General features: G+C 63.9%; 19 protein-coding genes. 2 read left to right on the forward strand and 17 right to left on the reverse strand.

Annotated elements, in window-relative coordinates:
• Positions 1-7: 7 nt before the first annotated feature.
• The 3 genes from ACV1FX_RS09075 to ACV1FX_RS09085 all read right to left on the reverse strand — a co-directional run bounded on the left by ACV1FX_RS09075 (position 8) and on the right by ACV1FX_RS09085 (position 2,445).
• The gene (locus ACV1FX_RS09075; protein WP_027550707.1) at positions 8-241 is read right to left on the reverse strand and encodes a DUF2171 domain-containing protein; all 234 of its coding nucleotides are present in this window, start codon (positions 239-241) and stop codon (positions 8-10) included.
• Between the two features lie 108 nt (positions 242-349).
• A complete protein-coding gene (locus ACV1FX_RS09080) occupies positions 350-736 on the reverse strand; it encodes a YybH family protein (RefSeq protein ID WP_473117194.1) in 387 nt (128 codons plus the stop codon).
• A gap of 29 nt (positions 737-765) precedes the next feature.
• Entirely contained in the window at positions 766-2,445 is a 1,680-nt protein-coding gene (locus ACV1FX_RS09085) for a glutamine--tRNA ligase/YqeY domain fusion protein (protein WP_473117195.1), read from the reverse strand.
• Positions 2,446-2,600: 155 nt separating this feature from the next.
• Between ACV1FX_RS09085 and gltX the strand changes: the two genes are divergently transcribed.
• Together gltX and gltA are read left to right on the forward strand one after the other, a co-directional pair.
• Positions 2,601-4,025 carry a glutamate--tRNA ligase gene (gene gltX, locus ACV1FX_RS09090; protein WP_473117196.1) on the forward strand — a complete coding sequence of 475 codons (1,425 nt, stop codon included), beginning with the start codon at positions 2,601-2,603 and terminating at the stop codon, positions 4,023-4,025.
• Between the two features lie 142 nt (positions 4,026-4,167).
• Positions 4,168-5,469, forward strand: coding sequence for a citrate synthase (gltA, locus tag ACV1FX_RS09095; RefSeq protein ID WP_473117197.1), 1,302 nt, complete (start codon positions 4,168-4,170; stop codon positions 5,467-5,469).
• Positions 5,470-5,631: 162 nt separating this feature from the next.
• On the opposite strand, the gene lpxB is transcribed toward gltA, so the two are convergent.
• The 14 genes from lpxB to ACV1FX_RS09165 all read right to left on the reverse strand — a co-directional run bounded on the left by lpxB (position 5,632) and on the right by ACV1FX_RS09165 (position 20,430).
• A complete protein-coding gene (lpxB, locus tag ACV1FX_RS09100; RefSeq protein ID WP_473117198.1) occupies positions 5,632-6,816 on the reverse strand; it encodes a lipid-A-disaccharide synthase in 1,185 nt (394 codons plus the stop codon).
• Positions 6,813-7,670 (reverse strand): LpxI family protein, encoded by an 858-nt coding sequence (locus tag ACV1FX_RS09105; protein WP_473117199.1) that lies wholly within the window; start codon positions 7,668-7,670, stop codon positions 6,813-6,815. Before ACV1FX_RS09105 ends, lpxB begins: the two co-directional genes overlap by 4 nt.
• Positions 7,671-7,690: 20 nt before the next feature.
• Positions 7,691-8,485, reverse strand: coding sequence for an acyl-ACP--UDP-N-acetylglucosamine O-acyltransferase (gene lpxA, locus ACV1FX_RS09110; RefSeq protein ID WP_473117200.1), 795 nt, complete (start codon positions 8,483-8,485; stop codon positions 7,691-7,693).
• A 203-nt stretch (positions 8,486-8,688) separates the two neighbouring features.
• Complete coding sequence (gene fabZ, locus ACV1FX_RS09115; RefSeq protein ID WP_027523862.1) at positions 8,689-9,147, reverse strand: 3-hydroxyacyl-ACP dehydratase FabZ; 459 nt, start codon at positions 9,145-9,147, stop codon at positions 8,689-8,691.
• On the reverse strand, positions 9,147-10,214 hold the full coding sequence (gene lpxD, locus ACV1FX_RS09120) for a UDP-3-O-(3-hydroxymyristoyl)glucosamine N-acyltransferase (protein ID WP_473117201.1): 1,068 nt from the start codon (positions 10,212-10,214) through the stop codon (positions 9,147-9,149). The genes fabZ and lpxD overlap by 1 nt, the downstream gene beginning before the upstream one ends.
• Before the next feature lie 32 nt (positions 10,215-10,246).
• A complete protein-coding gene (gene bamA, locus ACV1FX_RS09125) occupies positions 10,247-12,781 on the reverse strand; it encodes an outer membrane protein assembly factor BamA (RefSeq protein WP_473117202.1) in 2,535 nt (844 codons plus the stop codon).
• 180 nt (positions 12,782-12,961) lie between these two features.
• A complete protein-coding gene (locus ACV1FX_RS09130) occupies positions 12,962-14,113 on the reverse strand; it encodes a M50 family metallopeptidase (RefSeq protein WP_473117203.1) in 1,152 nt (383 codons plus the stop codon).
• Between the two features lie 44 nt (positions 14,114-14,157).
• Positions 14,158-15,381 carry a 1-deoxy-D-xylulose-5-phosphate reductoisomerase gene (gene dxr / locus ACV1FX_RS09135; protein WP_473117204.1) on the reverse strand — a complete coding sequence of 408 codons (1,224 nt, stop codon included), beginning with the start codon at positions 15,379-15,381 and terminating at the stop codon, positions 14,158-14,160.
• A 4-nt stretch (positions 15,382-15,385) separates the two neighbouring features.
• Positions 15,386-16,228, reverse strand: a complete 843-nt coding sequence (locus tag ACV1FX_RS09140) for a phosphatidate cytidylyltransferase (RefSeq protein ID WP_473117205.1) — start codon at positions 16,226-16,228, stop codon at positions 15,386-15,388.
• On the reverse strand, positions 16,225-16,983 hold the full coding sequence (locus ACV1FX_RS09145; protein ID WP_473117206.1) for an isoprenyl transferase: 759 nt from the start codon (positions 16,981-16,983) through the stop codon (positions 16,225-16,227). The genes ACV1FX_RS09140 and ACV1FX_RS09145 overlap by 4 nt, the downstream gene beginning before the upstream one ends.
• Positions 16,984-16,995: 12 nt before the next feature.
• Positions 16,996-17,559 carry a ribosome recycling factor gene (gene frr, locus ACV1FX_RS09150; RefSeq protein ID WP_473117207.1) on the reverse strand — a complete coding sequence of 188 codons (564 nt, stop codon included), beginning with the start codon at positions 17,557-17,559 and terminating at the stop codon, positions 16,996-16,998.
• Positions 17,560-17,612: 53 nt separating this feature from the next.
• Positions 17,613-18,329 (reverse strand): UMP kinase, encoded by a 717-nt coding sequence (gene pyrH / locus ACV1FX_RS09155; RefSeq protein ID WP_473117208.1) that lies wholly within the window; start codon positions 18,327-18,329, stop codon positions 17,613-17,615.
• 61 nt (positions 18,330-18,390) lie between these two features.
• Positions 18,391-19,314 (reverse strand): translation elongation factor Ts, encoded by a 924-nt coding sequence (tsf, locus tag ACV1FX_RS09160; protein WP_473117209.1) that lies wholly within the window; start codon positions 19,312-19,314, stop codon positions 18,391-18,393.
• Between the two features lie 126 nt (positions 19,315-19,440).
• A complete protein-coding gene (locus tag ACV1FX_RS09165; protein ID WP_473117210.1) occupies positions 19,441-20,430 on the reverse strand; it encodes a 30S ribosomal protein S2 in 990 nt (329 codons plus the stop codon).
• Between the last annotated feature and the right edge of the window lie 243 nt (positions 20,431-20,673).

Genomic DNA, 20,673 nt, shown 5'->3' on the forward strand with positions numbered 1-20,673 from the left:
AGGACCGCTACTTTTCCTCTTCCATCGTCACCGCCACCGCCGCCTTGGCCGAGAGGCGGACCTTGTTGCCCTCGACATCGGCCACGAGCCCCTTGTCGATGAAATGATGATGGCCCTTGTGGCTGCCCTCGCCGCTGTCCTTCCTGGTCAGCTTGATGCGGTTGCCCTCGACACGGTCGACGGTGCCGATATGAACGCCGTCGGCGCCGATCACTTCCATATGCTCTGCGATGTTCTGCATGGTGGGATCCTCGTTGGACCCAAACAACGCCGGGAGGGCGAGGTTCGTTTCTCTGGCCAAAATGACGATGCCGTGGCCAAAATGACGATGCCGTGCACGCCACGCTTGTCAGATCAGCGGCGCACGCGAGGAGGCGTGGTGATTGACTATTTTCCAGTCATCCTGCTCACGAATGATGACCCAGCTCATCTTGACCGAAAAATCCGGACGTTCCCCGGCAAGATCGAAGGAGACGATTGCGGCCATGTTGATCAGGTCCGGACTGACCCGAGCCGCCCGCACTTCGGAAAAGGCCGCACTCGGCGAACGCCAGCGCGGCAGGCCGTTGAAATAATCGGCGACAGCATCCCTGCCCCGATAGAGCCGTGGATTGGAGCCGAAGAAAAAGGCGCTTCTCGAATACAGCGACGACAGCGCCGCCGCATCCAACGTTGCGAAGCCGGCGGACCATTTCGCGATGATGGCGGAAACGATGGCGTCGGCTTCCTCCTGCATGCGTCAGCTCCGTCCTTGCCGGCCTTTTCTCAGCCCTTGGCGACTTCCTTCGCAAACGTGTCGCGCAGGCCGATGGTCCGCGAAAATACCGGCTTGCCCGGCGTCGAATCCTTGTCGCGCACGAAGTAGCCCTGCCGCTCGAACTGCATCGGCTCGGTCGCGTTGCTCTCGGCAACCGACGCCTCGATCCGCGCATCGGGAAGGATCTCCAGCGACTGCGGGTTGAGATCGGCGGCAAAATTGGCAGCGTTCGGGCTCGGGTTCGAGAACAGCTGGTTGTAGATTCGGATCTCCGCGGGCACCGACTGCGCCGCCGGCAGCCAGTGCATCGTCGCCTTCACCTTGCGGCCGTCGGGCGCGTTGCCGCCCTTGGTCAGGGGATCATAGGTGCAGCGGAGCTCGATCACCTCGCCGGCATCGTTCTTGATCACGCCGGTGCACTTGATGAAATAGGCGTAGCGCAGCCGCACCTCATTGCCCGGCGACAGGCGGAAGAACTTTTTCGGCGGGTTCTCCATGAAGTCGTCGCGCTCGATATAGATCTCGCGAGAGAACGCGATCTTTCGCGTGCCGGCGGACGGATCGTCGGGATGGTTGATCGCCTCGAGCTCCTCGACCTGCCCTTCCGGATAGTTCTCGATCACGACCTTCAGCGGCCGCAGCACCGCCATGCGCCGCTGCGACGTGCGGTTCAGCTCCTCGCGAATGCAGAATTCGAGCATGCCGACGTCGACCACGCTGTTGGCCTTCGCTACACCGATGCGCTTGACGAATTCGCGTAGCGCCGCCGGCGGCACGCCACGGCGGCGCAGGCCTGCCATGGTCGGCATGCGCGGATCGTCCCAGCCCGCGACATGGCCGTCGCGCACGAGCTGGGTCAGCACGCGCTTCGACAGCACAGTGTAGGTGAGGTTCAGCCGCGCGAATTCGTACTGATGCGGCTCCGAGGGCACCGGCAGCTTCTCGATGAACCAATCGTAGAGCGGACGGTGATTTTCGAACTCGAGCGTGCAGATCGAATGGGTGATGCCCTCGATCGCATCCGACTGGCCGTGCGCGTAGTCGTAGCTCGGATAGATGCACCATTTGTCGCCGGTGCGCGGATGATGCGCATGCAGGATGCGGTACATCACGGGATCGCGCAGATTGATGTTCGGCGAGGCCATGTCGATCTTGGCCCGCAGCACCCGCGCGCCGTTCGGGAATTCGCCGGCCTTCATGCGGCGAAACAGGTCGAGGTTCTCATCGATCATGCGATCGCGGAACGGCGAGTTCTTGCCGGGCTCGGTCAGCGTGCCGCGGGAGCTGCGGATTTCGTCCTGGGTCTGGTCGTCGACATAGGCAAGACCGTCGCGGATCAGCTTCTCGGCCCATTCGTAGAGGCGGTCGAAATAGTCCGAGGCATAGAACAGGTTCTTGCCCCAATCGAAGCCGAGCCAATGGACGTCGGCCTGGATGGAGTCGATGTATTCCTGTTCCTCCTTGACCGGATTGGTGTCGTCGAAGCGCAGGTTGCAGCGGCCGCGAAACTCCTCGGCAATGCCGAAATTGAGTGCAATCGACTTGGCATGGCCGATATGCAGGTAACCGTTCGGCTCCGGCGGGAACCGGGTCACGATCTCCTTGTACTTGGCCGCATCGAGATCGGACTGGACGATGTCACGAATGAAATCGCGCCCCGCCTCAGTCGCCACCGGTTCTGTCGTCATTCCGAAAATCCTGTAGGGAAATCAGCGGTCCTTCTGCCAGTTTCGGAAGGCTGAGCCAAGCCCTCAGCCCGGTCCGAAACGGTCCGCCGGCAGGCTTTAGTTATGCACCGTTCCTGCTATACACCACGGCCTCCAATGCATAGGCCGTTCCACTCATGACCGATTCCGTCGTCACGCGCTTCGCCCCCTCGCCGACCGGCTTCCTCCATATCGGGGGCGCCCGCACGGCGCTGTTCAACTGGCTCTATGCGAAGAAGCACGGCGGCAAGATGCTGCTTCGGATCGAGGACACCGACCGCGAGCGCTCCACCGAGGCGGCTATCGGCGCCATTCTCGACGGGCTGAAATGGCTGGAGCTCGGCTGGGATGGCGACGTCATCTACCAGTTCAGCCGCGCCGCACGCCACCGCGAGGTGGCCGAGCAGCTGCTCGCGGACGGCAAGGCCTATCACTGCTACGCCACCGCCGAGGAGCTCGCCGCAATGCGCGAGAAGGCGCGCGCCGAGGGCCGCACGCGCCTCTACGACGGAATGTGGCGCGACCGCGATCCGGCAACCGCGCCAGGCAACGTCAAGCCGACGATCCGGCTGCGCGCGCCCCAGACCGGCGAGACCGTGATCGAGGACCAGGTGCAGGGACGCGTGGTCTGGCAGAACGAGAACCTCGACGATCTCGTCCTGCTCCGCGGCGATGGCACGCCGACCTATATGCTCGCGGTGGTGGTCGACGACCACGACATGGGAGTTACCCATGTGATCCGCGGCGACGACCATCTGATCAACGCCGCGCGCCAAAAGCAGATCTACGATGCGATGGGCTGGACGCTGCCGAGCATGTCGCACATCCCGCTGATCCACGGCCCGGACGGCTCGAAGCTCTCCAAGCGGCATGGCGCGCTCGGCGTCGATGCTTACCGCGCCATGGGCTATCTGCCGGCCGCGCTGCGCAATTACCTCGTCCGCCTCGGCTGGAGCCATGGCGACCAGGAGATCTTCTCGACCGAGGAGATGATCGCCGCTTTCGACCTTGCCAGCGTCGGCCGCGCTGCCGCGCGTTTCGACTTCGCCAAGCTCGAGAACCTCAACGGCCACTACATCCGCAACGCGGACGATCAATCGCTCGTGAAGATGTTCGAGGACGTGCTCGATTATGTTCCGGGACGTGCCGAGCTCAAGGCCAAGCTGAACGACGCCACGCGCGCACAGCTTCTGAAGGCGATGCCGAGCCTGAAGGAGCGCGCCAAGACGCTGATCGAGCTGATCGACGGGGCCTATTTCATCTTCGCCGATCGCCCGCTGGAGCTCGATCCCAAGGCGGCAGCCCTGCTGACGCCCGAGAACCGGGCGCTGATCGGCCGGCTTCATTCCGCGCTGAAGAATGTCGAGAATTGGAGCGGGGCCACAACGGAGGCGGCGCTGCGCGCCTATGCTGAGGAAAATAGTCTCAAGCTCGGCGCGGTCGCCCAGCCGCTGCGGGCGGCGCTGACCGGACGAAGCACCTCGCCCGGCATTTTCGAGGTTTTGGACGTCCTGGGACGCCAGGAAAGCCTCGGACGCCTCGAGGACCAGTCTACGACCTAAGTCCTGTGCGGTGCCCATCTTGCAGCGCACACAGCAATAATATACCCATCTCACCCGTACCTTCTGGAATATCCGGCTTGCCCCGCCATCTCTTGGGGGACGATCAGGTCCGGCCCGCTTCACAATTCATCGGGGACTTACGATGGACGCAAAATCCACAAAAACAGCAACGCTGACGGTCGGAAACAAGAATTACGATCTCCCGATCCTGAGCGGCAGCATCGGCCCTGACGTCGTCGACATCGGCAAGTTGTACGGCCAATCCGGCCTCTTCACCTACGATCCGGGCTTTACCTCGACCGCGAGCTGCCAGTCCAAGATCACCTACATCGACGGTGACGCCGGCGTGCTGGAATACCGCGGCTATCCGATCGAGCAGCTCGCCGAGCACGGCGACTTCCTCGAGACCTGCTACCTCCTGCTCTACGGGAATTTGCCGACGGCAGCCCAGAAGAAGGATTTCGACTACCGCGTCACGCACCACACGATGGTGCACGAGCAGATGGCCCGCTTCTTCCAGGGCTTCCGCCGCGACGCTCATCCGATGGCAATCATGGTGGCGGCGGTCGGCGCGCTTGCCGCCTTCTATCACGACTCCACCGACATCAACGATCCGAAGCAGCGCATGATCGCCTCCATGCGCATGATCGCGAAGATCCCGACGCTGGCGGCAATGGCCTACAAGTACACCGTCGGCCAGCCTTTCGTTTATCCGAAGAACTCGCTCGGCTTCGCCGAGAACTTCCTCCACATGTGCTTCGCGGTACCCTGCGAGGACTACAAGGTGAGCCCCGTGCTCGCCGACGCGCTGGAGAAGATCTTCATCCTGCACGCCGACCACGAGCAGAACGCCTCGACCTCGACGGTGCGCATCGCCGGCTCGTCCGGCGCAAATCCGTTCGCCTGCATCGCGGCCGGCATCGCCTGCCTGTGGGGCCCGGCGCATGGCGGCGCCAACGAAGCCGCGCTGAACATGCTCTATCAGATCGGGACCGTGGACAAGATTCCCGAGTTCATCGCCAAGGTGAAGGACAAGAACAGCGAAGTCCGCCTGATGGGCTTCGGTCATCGCGTCTACAAGAACTACGATCCGCGCGCCAAGATCATGCAGAAGATGTGTCACGCCGTGCTCAAGGAGATGGGCCATGGCGACGATCCGATGCTGAAGGTCGCGCTGGAGCTCGAGAAGATCGCGCTCAGCGACCAGTACTTCATCGACCGCAAGCTCTACCCGAACGTCGACTTCTATTCGGGCATCACGCTGAAGGCGATGGGCTTCCCGGTTTCGATGTTCACCGTGCTGTTCGCGGTCGCGCGCACCGTCGGCTGGATCAGCCAGTGGAGCGAGATGATCGAGGATCCGCAGCAGAAGATCGGCCGCCCGCGCCAGCTCTACACCGGCGTCACCCGCCGCGACTACCTGCCGATCGACCAGCGCAAGTAAGGTCGGCTTCGAGATAGATCAGAACGGCGCCATCATGGATGGCGCCGTTTTTGTTTGGAAACGCAGCAGATCGTAGAGTGGGCAAAGCGCAGCGTGCCCACCATTTTTCTCCCCGGTCTCGGCAAGGCGGTGGGCACGCTGCGCTTTGCCTACCCTACGAAGCTATCGTGTCGCGACGTTCTCCCGCATCGTCGCAAGCACGATGTCGGCGGCGAGCACGCTCGGCGACTTGTTGCCGGTCGACATGATCGTGTCGAGCTGGCCAAAGGCCTCGACTTGCCGCTTGCGCTGCGGCGTATCCGTCAGCACCTCGGTCAGCCCCTGCGCAAGCTTCTCTGGGGTGCAGTCCTCCTGCAAGAATTCGGGGATGACCTCTTTGCCGATCACGAGATTGGCGAGGATCACGGAGGGGACGCGGATGGCGCGGCGCAGGATGAAGGCCTCGATCGCGCCGACGCGATAGGCCGTCACCATGGGAATGCCCGACAGTGCAAGTTCGAGGGTCACGGTGCCGGATTTCGCCAGCGCCGCGCGCGCAATCCGGAACGCGGCACGTCGCTCGGCTTCGCCGACCACGATCTGCGGCTTGACCGGCCAGCTTGCGATGCCTTCGCGCACCGTTGGTTCGAGATGCGACATGGTCGGCAGCACCAATTCGAAACGCTGGCCCGTAGCCTGCAATTTGCCGAGCGCCGCGCCGAACACGTCGAGATGATGCCTGATCTCGCTGCGCCGGCTGCCGGGCAAGACCAGCAGCACCGGCGGCTCGCCGTCGCGGCGCTTCTGCTCCTCCGCATTCGGCCGCAGCGAGGACAATTGCTCGATCAGGGGATGGCCGACATAGCTGCAGGGCGGTCCGCGCAGCTTGCGATATTCCTCGGGCTCGAACGGCAGCAGGCCGAGCACGTGATCGACATAGGACAGCATGGCCCGTGCCCTGCCCGGCCGCCAGGCCCAGACCGAGGGCGAGACGTAGTCGACGATCGGGATCGCCGGATTGCGCGCGCGGACGCGGCGGGCGACGCGATGGGTGAAGTCGGGACTGTCGATGATGACGAGCGCGTCGGGCGCGGCTTCCATCACGGCATCCGCGGTCTCGCGGATCAGCCGCAACAACTTCCGTACTTGCAACAGCGGCGCGACCAGGCCGACGATCGAGAGCTCCTCGATCGGAAAGCGTGAGGCCAGGCCCTCGCGCACCATGGTGCGGCCGCCGACGCCTTCGAACTGCACGCCATCGCCGAGCCGCTGGCGCAGCACCTTCATCAGCGCAGACCCAAGCCGGTCGCCGGATTCCTCCGTTGCGATCAGAAAGATCTTTCGCTTTGGATCGCGTCCCGGCATCATGCTTGCAGGCCGATGACGAAGAGATAGTTGGCGTCGGCGCGCTCGATCATCGCCTGCGGCTCGGCAGCGATGGTGTTGCCCGCGATCACGGCGATGCCCGAAAGGCCCGCGCCGGCGACACCTTCAACGGTACGCGGGCCGATCGTCGGCAGATCGAAGCGCAAATCCTGTCCACTCTTGGGCGCCTTCACCAGCACGCCGCGCCCGCTCGCCGCACGGATACGGCCCTCGCTGCGCAGTCGCGCCACGCGTTGCAGCAGCCCGTCGGTGCCCTCGATGTCCTCGACCGCGACGACATGGCCGTCGATCACGACCACGGCCTGGCCGATGTCGAACGGGCTCAGCGCGGCCAGCACCGCGCGGCCGCGCTCGATGTCGCTTCTGGCGTTGTCTGCCGGCCAGGCGCGGGTGATGCAGCCCTCCGGCATTAACAGATCGGGCGCGACATCCTTGATCCCGACCATGCGAAAGCCGTCCTGCTCGAGCATGCGGCCGACGCCGGAGAGCAGATGGTCGTCGCCGCCGCGAAACGCACGAACGACGTGCCCGAGAAGTTTGAGCGTCTTGAGATCGAACCGCACTTCCGACAGCGAGGGCCGCATCAAGGTGCCGATGAAGATCAGGTCGCGGCAGCCCTCTTCACGAAACAGCCGCATGGCGCGGCCGAGCTGGCCGACCGAGATCCAGCGATGTCGGAACTTTTCCACCTGGACCGGATCGCAGGCGCCGCGCAGCGGAAACAGCACCGGCGCGATGCCACGCGCGGCGAGCGACTCCGCAACCGCAAACGGCATGGCGCCGCCGCCGGCGATGACGCCGACCGGTGACGAAATCTCTGGAGCCGCCGATGTCATGCTCGCGGCCATCCCCGTGACTACTGCCCGATCGCGGGAAGGCAGAGCGGGCGATGCTTGCCCTTGCCGATGAAGTCGAGGATTTCGGCGATCGCGGGATCCTCGGCTGCAAGCGGCTGCACCGAAGCGAGCCGGTCGGCGAAAATGCCGGGACCGTGGAACAGCTTCTGATAGAACGCGCGCACGGTCGTGAGCCGCTGCTTGGTGAACTTGCGCCGCTTCATGCCGATGAGGTTGAGACCTTCGAGCACCGCATACTGGCCGTTGACGAGTCCGAACGGGATGATGTCGTCGCGTACGCCGCAAACACCACCGACCATCACCTGCGGGCCGATGCGGGTGAGCTGATGCACTGCTGACAGGCCGCCGATATAGACGAAGTCACCGATCTCGCAATGACCGCCGAGCGTCGCCGACGTCGCGAAGATCACGTTGTTGCCGACCATGCAGTCGTGGCCGACGTGGCTGTTGTTCATGAAGTAGCCGCCGTTGCCGACGCGCGTCAGGCCACCGCCCTTGATGGTGCCGACGTTCATCGTCGCCCCTTCGCGAATGATGCAGCCGGAGCCGACCTCGAGCTTCGTGGGCTCGCCCTTGTAACTGAGATCCTGCGGCGCGCCGCCGAGCACGGCGAACGGCGAAATCACGCAATCGTCGCCGATCGACGTGTGGCCGATAATCGTGACCTGCCCGATCAGCTTGCAGTTTCTGCCGATCACGACGTTCGGGCCGATGATGCAGTAGGGTCCGATCTCCGTGCCCTCGCCGATCACGGCGCCGTCTTCCACGCGCGCGGTGGGATCAATCTTGCTCATTAAGAAGGTCTGGCTATCCGTTGAAGTCGCTCGGTTTTCCGGTGGTTAGCGCGACTTTGCGTGATCTGTCCAGTGACGTATCATCTCGGCTTGTTTCACACTGGGGTCCAGGCCTGCGCGCTTCGCGCGCATCCCGATTGCGCAAGTGCGCAATGGAGATAACGAAGCCGATGGAAGCGACAAAATCTTCCGAGACGCGCGCCTCAGTCCGTCAGCATCGCACCGACGTCGGCTTCGGCAACGACCTGGCCGTTGACCTTGGCGTCGCCGTGAAACCACCACATCGCCTTGCGGCGGCCGATCGAGCGCATGTGGTATTCAATGGTGTCGCCGGGCAGCACGGGCTTGCGGAATTTGCACTTGTCGATGGTGAGGAAATACACCGCCCGCGGCTTCTCGGTGCCATCGACCGATGTAATGCCGATCACGCCCGCGGTCTGCGCCATCGCCTCGATCATCATCACGCCGGGATAGACCGGCCGCTCGGGGAAATGACCCTGGAAGGCCGGCTCGTTGAAGGTGACGTTCTTGATGCCGATGCCGCTGTAATCGGTGCGGATGTTGATCACCCGATCGATCAGCAACATCGGGAAGCGGTGCGGAAGCGTGCGCAGAATCGCGTTGATATCCACGAGCTCGAACCTGACCGGTGCTTCCTCCATCACTCCCGTCCCTCGTCCTTCTGATCGGCCTTGCTGTCGCGCACCAGACGCTCCACCGCGATGATCTCCTTGAACCACTGCTTGGTCGGCTTGGCAAAAAAGCCGCCCCAACGTCCGCCTGCCGGGATGTCGTCCTTGACGCCGCTCATCGCGGTGACCTGAGCCCCATCGCCGATCTTGAGATGATTATTGATGCCAACCTTCGCTCCCAGCGCCACGTTGTCACCGATCGTCAGGCTGCCGGCGAGGCCGATCTGAGCCGCCAGCAGGCAGTTCCGGCCGATCGTCACATTGTGGCCGATCTGGACCTGGTTGTCGATTTTGGTGCCCTCACCGATCACGGTATCGCGCAAGGACCCGCGATCGATGGTGGTGCCAGCGCCGACCTCGACGTCGTTCTGGATCAGCACCCGTCCGGTCTGCGGGACCTTGAGGTGGCCCTCGGGGCCGAAAAAGACAAAGCCGTAGCCGTCCTGCCCGATCGAGCAGCCGGGGTGGATCAGTACGTTGTTGCCGATCAGGGCGCACTGGATGGCCGTGCGGGCGCCGACGTCGCAGTCCCGGCCGATCTTGACACCGGGACCGATCACCGCACCTGCACCGATCACGGTGCCACTGCCGATCTCGACGTCGGGGCCGATGACCGCTAGCGGATCGACGACGACGTCGTCCTCCAGACGCGCCGTCGGATCGATGATCGCCGACGCCGCGATGCCGCCATTACCGACCGATGATTGCGGCCTCAGCGCATCGCCATGCCATTCCCGGGCGATCCTGACGAAGGCACGGAACGGCTGCGCCACGCGCAGTACGGCGACGTGAGCCGGCACTCGCGCCTCGAAGCGTGGGCTGACGAGGCACGCGCCGGCTTTGGTCGCCTGGAGCTGGTCGATATATTTGAGGTTGTCGAAGAACGTCAGATGCATCGGGCCGGCTTCGTCGAGCGAAGCCAGGCCCGTGATGACGTGGCCGGCCCGGGCCGGGTCGACCAACTGCGCCTTCGTCAGCGTGGCGACATCAGCCAGCGCCGACGCAGGCGGCTTCTTGAAGAAGGACGGTTGTGCCATTCCACCCCGTCGAGGTCCGGCCGGAGATCAGCTTAGAACGACGTACCGCCGCCGAACCGGAACTGCTGCACGCGGTCATACTGGCCCTTGGTGAGCGGCACTGCGTAGTCGAAGCGCAGCGGTCCGAACGGAGACTGCCAGATCAGACCGACACCCACCGACGAGCGGATGACCTTGCTGTCGTCATACACCAATCCGGTACAAGTTCCAGCCGAGGCCGGGTTGACGGTCGACGGCGTACAGTTCGAGTTCTTCGTCGTCGTGTTTTCGCCGGTGAGCGCCCAGGTCGTCGGGCCCTGGTAGTCGTACAGACCGCCGGCGTCGGCATAGACCGCGCCCTTCAGGCCCACTTCCTTGGGCAGGAACCAGAACGGCATCTGCAATTCGAGCGAAGCGCCCCAGTACTTCGTGCCACCAAGCGCGTCCTGCGTGCCGTAGGGGTTGAGGTCGCGCGGACCGATGCCGTTCGGCGCAAAGCCGCGGACGAGGTTCGGTCCCATCTGGAAGTGATCGAGCATGCGCAGTTCGGTGTTGCCCCACTTGTTGAGGATACCGCCCTGCACGTGGACGAGGCCGACGAGATCGGACACCAGCGACTGGTAGTACTTCGCATCGACCGCCGTCTTCAGGTAGGAAACGTCGCCGCCCACGCCGGCAAAGTCCTGCCGGAAGTCGACGAGGAGGCCGTCGGACGGGTTCTTGTTGTTGTCGAGCGTGTTGTAGGTCAGCGTGTAGCCGAGCGCCGAGGTCAGCGTCTTGCCACCAGCGAGCTCCTTGCGTACCGGCAGCGAGGCTTCGCCGTTCTGGTAGCACCCGAGGCCATTGGTTGCCGACAGATCGACCGGCGGAATCTGCGACGCCGCAAAGGCCGGGCTCATATTGGCCGCGATGCCCAACGTGTTGTTACAGTCCTGCAGATAGGACGGCAGCGTAATTTCCTGACGGTAGACCGAGTAGCGCAGCTGCAAGGCCAGGTCTTCGCGCAGGCTGAAGCCGAGGCGCGGGCTGAAGCCCAGCGTCTTGGTGCCGTAGGAGATGTAGCTGTTGGACAGCTGCGTGCGCTGGTAGAGGTCGAGGCCGAGCGCGACGCGGTAGTCGAGCAGGTACGGTTCGACGAACGACAGCGAATAGCCGCGCGCATACTGGCCGTAGGTGACGGATGCCTTGGCGAACAGCCCTCGGCCGAGCAGATTGCGCTCGGAGACCGAGACTTCAGCCAGCGCGCCGTCGGTTGTGGAGTAGCCGCCGGACACCGAGAAATCACCGGTGGACTTTTCCTCGAGGTCGACGATCAGGACCACGCGGTCGCTGGATGAGCCGGGCTCGGTGGTGATCTTGACGCTCTTGAAGAAGTCGAGGTTCTTCAGGCGGCGCTCGGCGCGATCGACCAGCGCACGGTTATAGGCATCGCCCTCGGAGAGGTCGAACTCGCGCCGGATCACGTAGTCGCGCGTGCGGGTGTTGCCGCGGATGTTGATGCGCTCGATGTACGTGCGCGGACCTTCGTCGATGTTGAATACGACGGAGACGGTATGCGCATCGAAATTGCGGTCGCCGCCCGGCCGAACCACGGCGAAGGCATAGCCGCGGCGCGAGGCCTCGATCTGCATCTCCTCGACCGACTTCTCGACCGATTCGACGTTGTAGAGCGAGCCGACATTGACGCGCGAAAAGCTGCGCAGCACGTTGGGATCGAAATTCGCGATGCTCGTGCGGAAGTCGACCGAGCCGACGCGGTACTGCTGGCCTTCCTCGATCTTGAAGGTGACGAGGAAGCCCTTCCTCTCCGGATCGTATTCGGTGATCGCGGCAACCACCTGCACGTCGGCGAAGCCGTGCTTGAGGTAGAAACGGCGAATCAGGTCGCGGTCGGCCTCGACCCGGTCCGGATCGTAGACGTCGGCACTGCCGAGGAAGCTCAGGAGATTCGTCTCACGGGTCTTGATGACGTCGCGCAGGCGATAGCTCGAATAGGCAACGTTGCCGACGAAATCGATCGACTTGACGCCGGTCTTGGCGCCCTCCTCGATCGTGAAGACCAGATCGACGCGGTTGTTCGGCTGCTCGATGATCTCGGGCGTGACGTGCACGTCGTAACGGCCGGAGCGGCGATAGATCTCGGCGATGCGCAGCGTGTCCGACTGCACCACGGCGCGAGAGAACGTGCCACGCGGCTTGGACTGGACTTCGGCGGAAAGCTGCTCGTCCTTGACCTTCTTGTTGCCCTCGAAGGCGACGCGGCCGATGACGGCGTTTTCGACCACCGAAACCACGATCCGGCCGCCGACGCGGTTGATCTTCACGTCCTGGAACAGGCCGGTCTCGATCAATGCCTTGAGGCCGTCGTCGATCGCGGCCTGATCAAGGCGCCCGCCAGGGCCGGCCTTGAAATAGGAGCGAATGGTCTCGACCTCGACCCGGCGGTTCCCCTCCACGGAGATCGAATCCACGGTCTGGGCCGCAACAGGCGAGGCCACAAAAGCGGCCCCCACCGGAGCAAGCACCGGCACGCCGAACATGATCAGGGTGGCGAGCAGGCCCCCCCGGACCTTCATACCAAACATCATGCGCAACGACGCCCTTATCATTCCAGTGCCAGACCCAACCCCAACGCCGGTCTGGGAGATTCCCCAAAGTTTCATGCCGCTTGTAGCTAATTTCACCGACGCCGCAAACGGCCGAGCGCGCCGTAATTTCAATTTCAGTCCAGGACGTTGCCCAAGAGCAACGTCACAAAAAAGCCCGCTTCACGATGCCGCCAGATGGAGGATGTCGTTGTAGGTCGCGAACACCATCAACATCAGTACCAATCCGAGCCCGATTCGGAACCCCATCTCCTGTGCGCGCTCCGATAAAGGCCGGCCCCGCACCGCCTCCACCGCATAGAACAGAAGGTGCCCGCCATCGAGCAGCGGAACCGGGAACAGGTTCAGCAGCCCGATCGAGATCGAGAGCACCGCGGCCAGATGCACCAGCGCGGCCATGCCGATGGTCGCGACCTGCCCGGAGATCTGGGCGATTCGTAGCGGTCCGCCGACCTGATCGGCCGCCTCACGGCCCGCAAACACTCCGCCGATATAGGCCAGCGTCCGGTCGATCACGAACCAGGTTTCCTTCACGCCGAGCCACAGAGCGGTGGCAGGGTCGACCCGCTCGGTCACAGTGTCACCGGCCGCCGTCTGCCGGGTGATCCCGAGCACGCCGAGCCGGTGCACGTTGCCGAACGGATCCTTCACCTCGCGCAGCTCCGGAGTGCCGGCCAGATCGACCAGGGAATCGCCCCGCTTCACCGTGAAAGTCAGCTTGTCGCCGGCATGCGTGCCGACGATCCGCTGCATGTCGGAGAAGCTGCCGATCTTGGTTCCGTCGATGGCGGTCACGACGTCACCGACCTGGAAGCCGGCCGCCGCTGCGGCGCTGCCGGCCTCGATCTTGTCGACCCGCGCCGTCGTCGATGGCTTGCCGAAGAAGGTGAAAAGGCAGGTGAAGATCACGATCGCGAGCAGGAAATTCGCGATTGGTCCTGCCGCGACGATCGCCGCCCTCGGGCCGACTTTCTTATGATGGAAGCTGCCGGCACGTTCCTCCGCCGACATCGCGGCCAGCGTCTCGGCCGACGGCGTCGAGGCCTCGGTGTCGTCGCCGAAGAATTTGACATAGCCGCCGAGCGGGATCGCCGAGATCTTCCAGCGCGTGCCATGGCGGTCGTTGAAGCCGACCAGCTCGGGGCCGAAGCCGAGCGAGAAGGTCAATACCTTTACGCCGGCCCAGCGCGCGACCAGGAAATGGCCGAGCTCATGGAAGAACACAACGATGGTCAGGACGAACAAAAAGGGGATCGCGTAGCCGATGAGCCCATGGCTCAACGTGCTGAAACTATGGATAAAAAACTCAGTCATCGATTTCCCTCACCCGAGGCCTCGCGGCCTCGGTCCCGAACCCTCTAGGTTGCCTTTAAGGCAATTTGAGGCAATAGGGTGGCCGCTCTATTTCGTGCAACATGGTCAACGGTGATCGCATCATCCGCGGAGGACAAGGGCGCCAGATTACCACCCTTGATCCAGTCTTCGAGCGTCGCTTCGACCAGCCGCGCGATGGCGCCGAATCTGATCTTGCCGGCGATGAAGGCCGCGACCGCGACCTCGTTCGCAGCATTATATACCGTAGTCGCGCCGCGTCCGGTCCTTAACGAATCGTAAGCAAGCCGCAGTCCCGGGAAGCGTTCGAAATCCGGCGCCTCGAAGGTCAATTGCCCGATCTTGGCGAGGTCGAGCTTGGCGGCCGGTCCCTTGATGCGGTCGGGCCAGCCAAGACAGTGCGCGATCGGCGTACGCATGTCGGGCGCGCCGAGCTGGGCAACGACCGAGCAGTCGGAGAATTCGACCATGCCGTGGATGATCGACTGCGGATGGACCAGCACGTCGATCTCGTCCGGCTTCAAGGCGAACAGATAGGACGCCTCGATCACCTCGAGGCCCTTGTTCATCATCGAGGCGGAATCGATCGTGATCTTCTGGCCCATGCTCCAGTTCGGATGCTTCAGCGCCTGGGCCAGGGTCGCCTGCTCGATGTCGGCGCTCTTCCAGGTCCGGAACGGGCCGCCGGAGGCGGTGATGATGACGCGCACGAGTTCGTCGCGATTGCCCGAGCTCAAGGCCTGGAAGAGTGCATTGTGCTCGGAGTCGGCGGGCAGGATGCAGGCCCCCGCCTTGGTCGCGCGCTGCATGAAGAAATCGCCGGCGCAGACGAGGCATTCCTTGTTGGCGAGCGCGACATGGGCGCCGCGATCGACCGCGGCGAGCGCGGGCTTCAGTCCGGCCGCACCGCTTACCGCTGCCATGACCCAGTCGGCCGGCCGGGCGCCAGCCTCGATCACCGCGCTCTCGCCGGCGCCGCATTCGGTCTTGGTGCCGGCGAGCGCGTCCTTGAGCTCGGCAAGTTTCGAAGTATCCGCGATGGCGACGAAGCGCGCGGAAAACTCTTTTGCGAGCTTCGCGAGGGCCTCGACGTTGCCGTTCGCGGTCAACGCCTCGACGCGATAGCGCTCGGGCGAAGCGCGCAACAGATCCATCGTGCTGTCGCCGATCGAGCCGGTGGCACCGAGGACGGTGACGCTGCGCACCGCGGATGCCGCGGGCTTGTTGTTACGCAAAGGGACTGGGCTCATTGTTTCACCAAACCATAAGACCGCTTCCCGCGCTATGCACACCATGGCGCAGGTAGCCGAAAATCCAAGCCACCAAAATGGCGGCGATGAAGCCGTCCAGGCGGTCCATCAGCCCGCCATGGCCCGGGATTAAGTGACTGGAATCCTTGACGCCGAAGCGACGCTTGACCGCGGATTCGAAGAGATCGCCGGCCTGCGAGACCACCGACAAGAGGGCGCTGAGGGCGAGCAACGGAACCGCCTTGCCGAACCCGGAGGCGGCAAAACCGCCTGCAATCGCCAGGCTCGCGACGAAGCCGCCGAGCGCGCCGGCCCAGGTCTTTTTGGGGCTCACGCGCGGCCACAATTTCGGTCCGCCGATGCCCCGGCCCGCAAAATAGCCGCCGATGTCGGTCGCCCAGACGACAAGCAGCACGAACATCAGTGCGACGAATCCGTTCACCGGATCCTGCCGCACCAGAATCGAGGCGAGCAGCGCAGCCACCGCATAGGCAAAGCCGCTCCCCGCCCAGATGAACTTGTCTTTCGCAAGCAGCATGATCGCAGCGCCGCCGACGACGCCGATCACGACCGCAGACTTGAGCGCCCCGAAGGCGACACAGAACCCCATGATGGCGAGAACGATCGTCCCGCACGCCGTCAGGACAACCCGCCCTGCCCCGACCACCGTCAGCCATTCCACGAACAACCCGATCGAGGTGAGCGTCACCAGGAATGCCCAAAGCCAGCCGCCGGCATAGGCGAGCGCGATCGCCAGCGGCGCCAGCACGAGCGCCGCCAGGACACGCATCATCAGATTGCTTGAAGCCGGCGTTGAGCCCGCCGGCGCGGCGTCATTTTCGGTCACGAGGCGGTTTTCGCAACCAGGCCGCCGAAACGGCGCTCGCGTCTGGCAAATTCGGCGATCGCGCCTTCGAGCGCGGCCTTGTCGAAATCCGGCCAATGGATCGGCACGAACACCAGCTCGCTATAGGCCGCCTGCCACATCAGGAAATTCGACAGGCGCTGCTCGCCGGAGGTGCGGATGATGAGATCGGGATCGGGAATCTCGGGGGCGTCGAGATGTTGCCCGAGCGTTTCGGCATCGATCGAGGCCGGATCGCGCTTGCCCTCGGCGACTTCCCGCGCGAGCTTTTGCGCGGCTTTCGCAATCTCCTGCCGCGAGCCGTAGTTGAACGCGACGATCAGGGTGAGACGCGTGTTGTTGCGCGTCAGCTCCTCGGCTTCGTTCAACAGGGAGCAGATGTCGCTGTCGAGTCCCTCGCGCTCGCCGATGATCCGCACCTTGACGCCATCGCGGTGCAGGCTCGCGAGATCGTTGCGAATGAAGCGGCGCAAAAGGCCGAAGAGATCGCCGATCTCGCTCGCCGGACGCGACCAGTTCTCGGAGCTGAAGGAGAAGATCGTGAGATAGCGTATGCCGAGCTCATGCGAGGCGCGGACGACGCGGCGCAACGCTTCTACGCCGCGGCGGTGGCCCTCGGCGCGCGGCAGGCCGCGTGCAGCCGCCCAGCGCCCATTGCCATCCATGATGATGGCGACATGCGCAGGCGCCTCGGACCTTTCCGGTCCTTCCGTGACGGGCGCGGCGGCGTTGGACATGAAGGCGATGCCTTAGACGGTGAGAATTTCTTTTTCCTTGGCCGCCAGCAACTGGTCGATCTCGGTGATCGTGCCATCGGTCGCCTTCTGCACCTCGTCAGCGTGACGCTTCTGGTCGTCCTCCGACATCTCGTGATTCTTCTCGAGCTTCTTGAGAACGTCGAGACCGTCGCGACGGACGTGGCGCGCGGCGACCTTGGCGGCTTCGGCGTATTTATGCGCGACCTTCACCAGCTCCTTGCGCCGCTCCTCGTTGAGCTCGGGAATGCGCAGACGAAGCACCTGGCCCTCGGTGGCGGGCGAGAGGCCGAGATTGGAATCGACGATGGCCTTCTCCACCGCCTTGACCATGCTCTTGTCCCAGACCTGCACCGAGATCAGGCGCGGCTCCGGCACGCTGACGGTGGCGAGCTGGTTGAGGGGCATGTGGCTGCCATAGGCATCGACCTGAACCGGATCGAGCATCGAGGCGGAGGCACGCCCGGTGCGCAAGCCCCCGAGCTCGTGCTTGAGGGACTGGACGGCGCCCTGCATGCGGCGCTTCAATTCGTTGAGGTCGAAATTACCCGTGGCCATCACGCTCTCCCTTCAGATACCTCGCCGGGCGCTTGAGCCGCGCCCGGCAGCCGTCAGCCGGCGACGATCGTCCCGTGGCCGGTGCCGCGCAGAATAGCGCCGATCGAGCCCGGCTCGGCGATCGAGAATACGATGATAGGCAGCGACGTCTCGCGGGCAAGCGCGAAGGCGGTTGCGTCCATCACCTTGTAGCCGCCCTCGATCGCCTGCGAATGCGTCAACCGGTCGAAGCGCTTGGCAGCCGGATCCTTCTTGGGATCCGCCGAGTAGACGCCGTCGACATTGGTCGCTTTGAGGACGGCCTCGGCGCCGATCTCGGCAGCACGCAGCACCGCCGTGGTGTCGGTTGTGAAGAACGGATTGCCGGTTCCACCCCCAAGCAGCACGATTCGGCCTTCGGCGAGGTATTTGTGCGCCGCGGCGCGGGTGAACAGCTCGGAGACCTCGGGCATGACGAAGGCCGACAGGGTGCGGGCGGGCGTGCCCTTACGCTCGATCGCCGCTTCCACCGCAAGGCAGTTCATCACCGTGGCCAGCATGCCCATGGTGTCGCCGGTCGGGCGCGACACACCGCGGGAGGACACCTCCACGCCGCGAACGATGTTGCCGCCACCGATCACCACCGCGACCTCGGCACCGAGATGCCGCGCGGCGATCAGATCGTCGGCAACCCGGTCAACCGTCGGCTGGTCGATCCCAAAACCCTGCGGTCCCGCGAGATATTCGCCGGACAGCTTGATCACCACGCGACGGTAGACCGGATCAGTCATGAGCACTTTCCTTCTCCGGGCGCCGCTTCCGGCGGCACGCCGGAAGGAAACGTCCCGGCGCTTACTTCTTGCCGCTGGCGGCCGCGACTTCCGCCGCGAAGTCGCTTTCCTGCTTCTCGATTCCCTCACCGAGAGCATAACGCACAAAGCCAGCGATCTTCACGGGGCCTCCGACCTTGCCCTCAGCTTCCTTCACCGCCTGCGCCACCGACTTGCCGGTGTCGTGGATGAAGGCCTGCTCAAGCAGGCAGACTTCCTTGTAGTAGGTCTTCAGGCCGGACTCGACGATCTTCTCGATCACGTTCTCCGGCTTGCCCTGCTGGCGATATTTGTCGGCGAGCACATCCTTCTCGCGCTTCACGATCGCCGGATCGAGACCGGCCGGTTCGAGCGCGAGTGGATTGGCGGCCGCGACATGCATGGCGAGCTGACGGCCAAGCGCTGCGAGCTCATCGGCCTTGCCGGAAGATTCGAGGGCAACAATGACGCCCATCTTGCCAGCACCGTCGATGACGGCGCCGTGGACGTAGCTCGACACCACCCCCTGCTTCACCTCGAGCGAAGCGGCACGGCGCAGCGTCATGTTCTCGCCAATGGTCGCGATTGCGTCGTTGATCGCAGCTTCGACCGTGACATCGCCGACCTTGGTGGTCTTGATCTTCTCGACATCGGCGCCCGCGTCGAATGACACCTGAGCGATCATCTTGACGAGGCCCTGGAACTGGCCGTTGCGCGCGACGAAGTCCGTCTCGGAGTTGACCTCGACCAGGACGCCCTTGGTGCCCTTGGTGAGCGCGCCGATCAGGCCCTCGGCCGCGACCCGGCCGGACTTCTTGGCGGCTTTCGACAGGCCCTTCTTGCGCAGCCAATCCTGCGCCGCTTCCATGTTGCCGTCGTTTTCGGTGAGCGCGGCCTTGCAGTCCATCATGCCCGCGCCGGTCGACTCGCGCAGATCCTTGACCATCGCAGCTGTGATCGTAGCCATCGTTGAAAATCCTTGTTGCCTGCCGGTTGACCCGCGGCGCGGCGCTGTCTCGCCTCGCCGCGGTCCATCACAGGACGTCGCGTCAACTGAAATGGCGACCGGAACAATCCGGCCGCCCCTCGACTGTTATTCCGCTTCCGCGGTGAGCGCCTTGGCCTTGGCCACCCAGGCATCCGCACGGCTGGGCAGACCAACCTCTTCGCCGATCTTGTGCGCGGTGGCGTGATCGAGCTCGGCGAGCTGCCAGTAGTGGAAGATGCCGAGGTCGTTGAACTTCTTCTCGATCGCACCCGACACGCCCGGGAGCTTCTTGAGGTCGTCGGCGGTGCCGCGCGGACCTGCAAGGCCCTGGAAACCGCTGGTCGACGGAAGCTCCTCAGCGGCCGGCTTCACCGAAGAACCGATATCGATGCCCGCATCGCCCTGGGCGCGCGAGATGCCGTCGATCGCCGCACGCGCGATCAGGTCGCAATAGAGCGAGATCGCACGACCTGCGTCGTCATTGCCCGGCACCACATAGGTGATGCCCTTGGGGTCGGAATTGGTGTCGACGATCGCCGCGACCGGGATGTTGAGCCGCTGGGCCTCCTGGATCGCGATGTCTTCCTTGTTGGTGTCGATCACGAAGATCATGTCGGGCAGACCGCCCATGTCCTTGATGCCACCGAGCGAGCGGTCGAGCTTGTCACGCTCGCGCTGGAGCGTCAGGCGCTCCTTCTTGGTGTAGGAATTGGCTTCGCCGCCGGACAGCACCTCATCGAGATGACGCAGGCGCTTGATCGAGGCCGAAATCGTCTTCCAGTTGGTCAGCGTGCCGCCGAGCCAGCGCGAATTGACGAAGTACTGAGCGCAGCGCTTGGCAGCGTCGGCAACGCCGTCCTGCGCCTGGCGCTTGGTGCCGACGAACAGGATGCGGCCGCCCTTCGCGACGGTGTCGCTGACGGCCTGCAGGGCCTGATGCAGCATCGGCACGGTCTGCGCGAGGTCGACGATGTGGATGTTGTTGCGGGTCCCGAAAATGAACGGCGCCATTTTCGGATTCCAGCGGTGCGATTGGTGACCAAAGTGCACGCCAGCTTCGAGCAGCTGACGCATGGTGAAGTCGGGTAGCGCCATAGTGATAATTCTCCGGTTGGTTCCTCCGGAAACGTGTGAGCAAAACGGAGCGTTCTCGCCCCGGCTGCCACCGGACGGCCTTTTGAGCCATGTTTCCGTGTGAGATGGCGCGCTATATAGCGCGATTTCGGCCAGAAGCAAGGAAATAAGGGCCTCTGGAGAGCGTTTTGGCGCCCTGCCCCAAACCCTCTTCCAAGCCCCTTTTCTGTCTCTTATACACATCTGACGCTGCCGACGACTAGT

It is taken from the genome of Bradyrhizobium ingae (genome assembly GCF_055791185.1).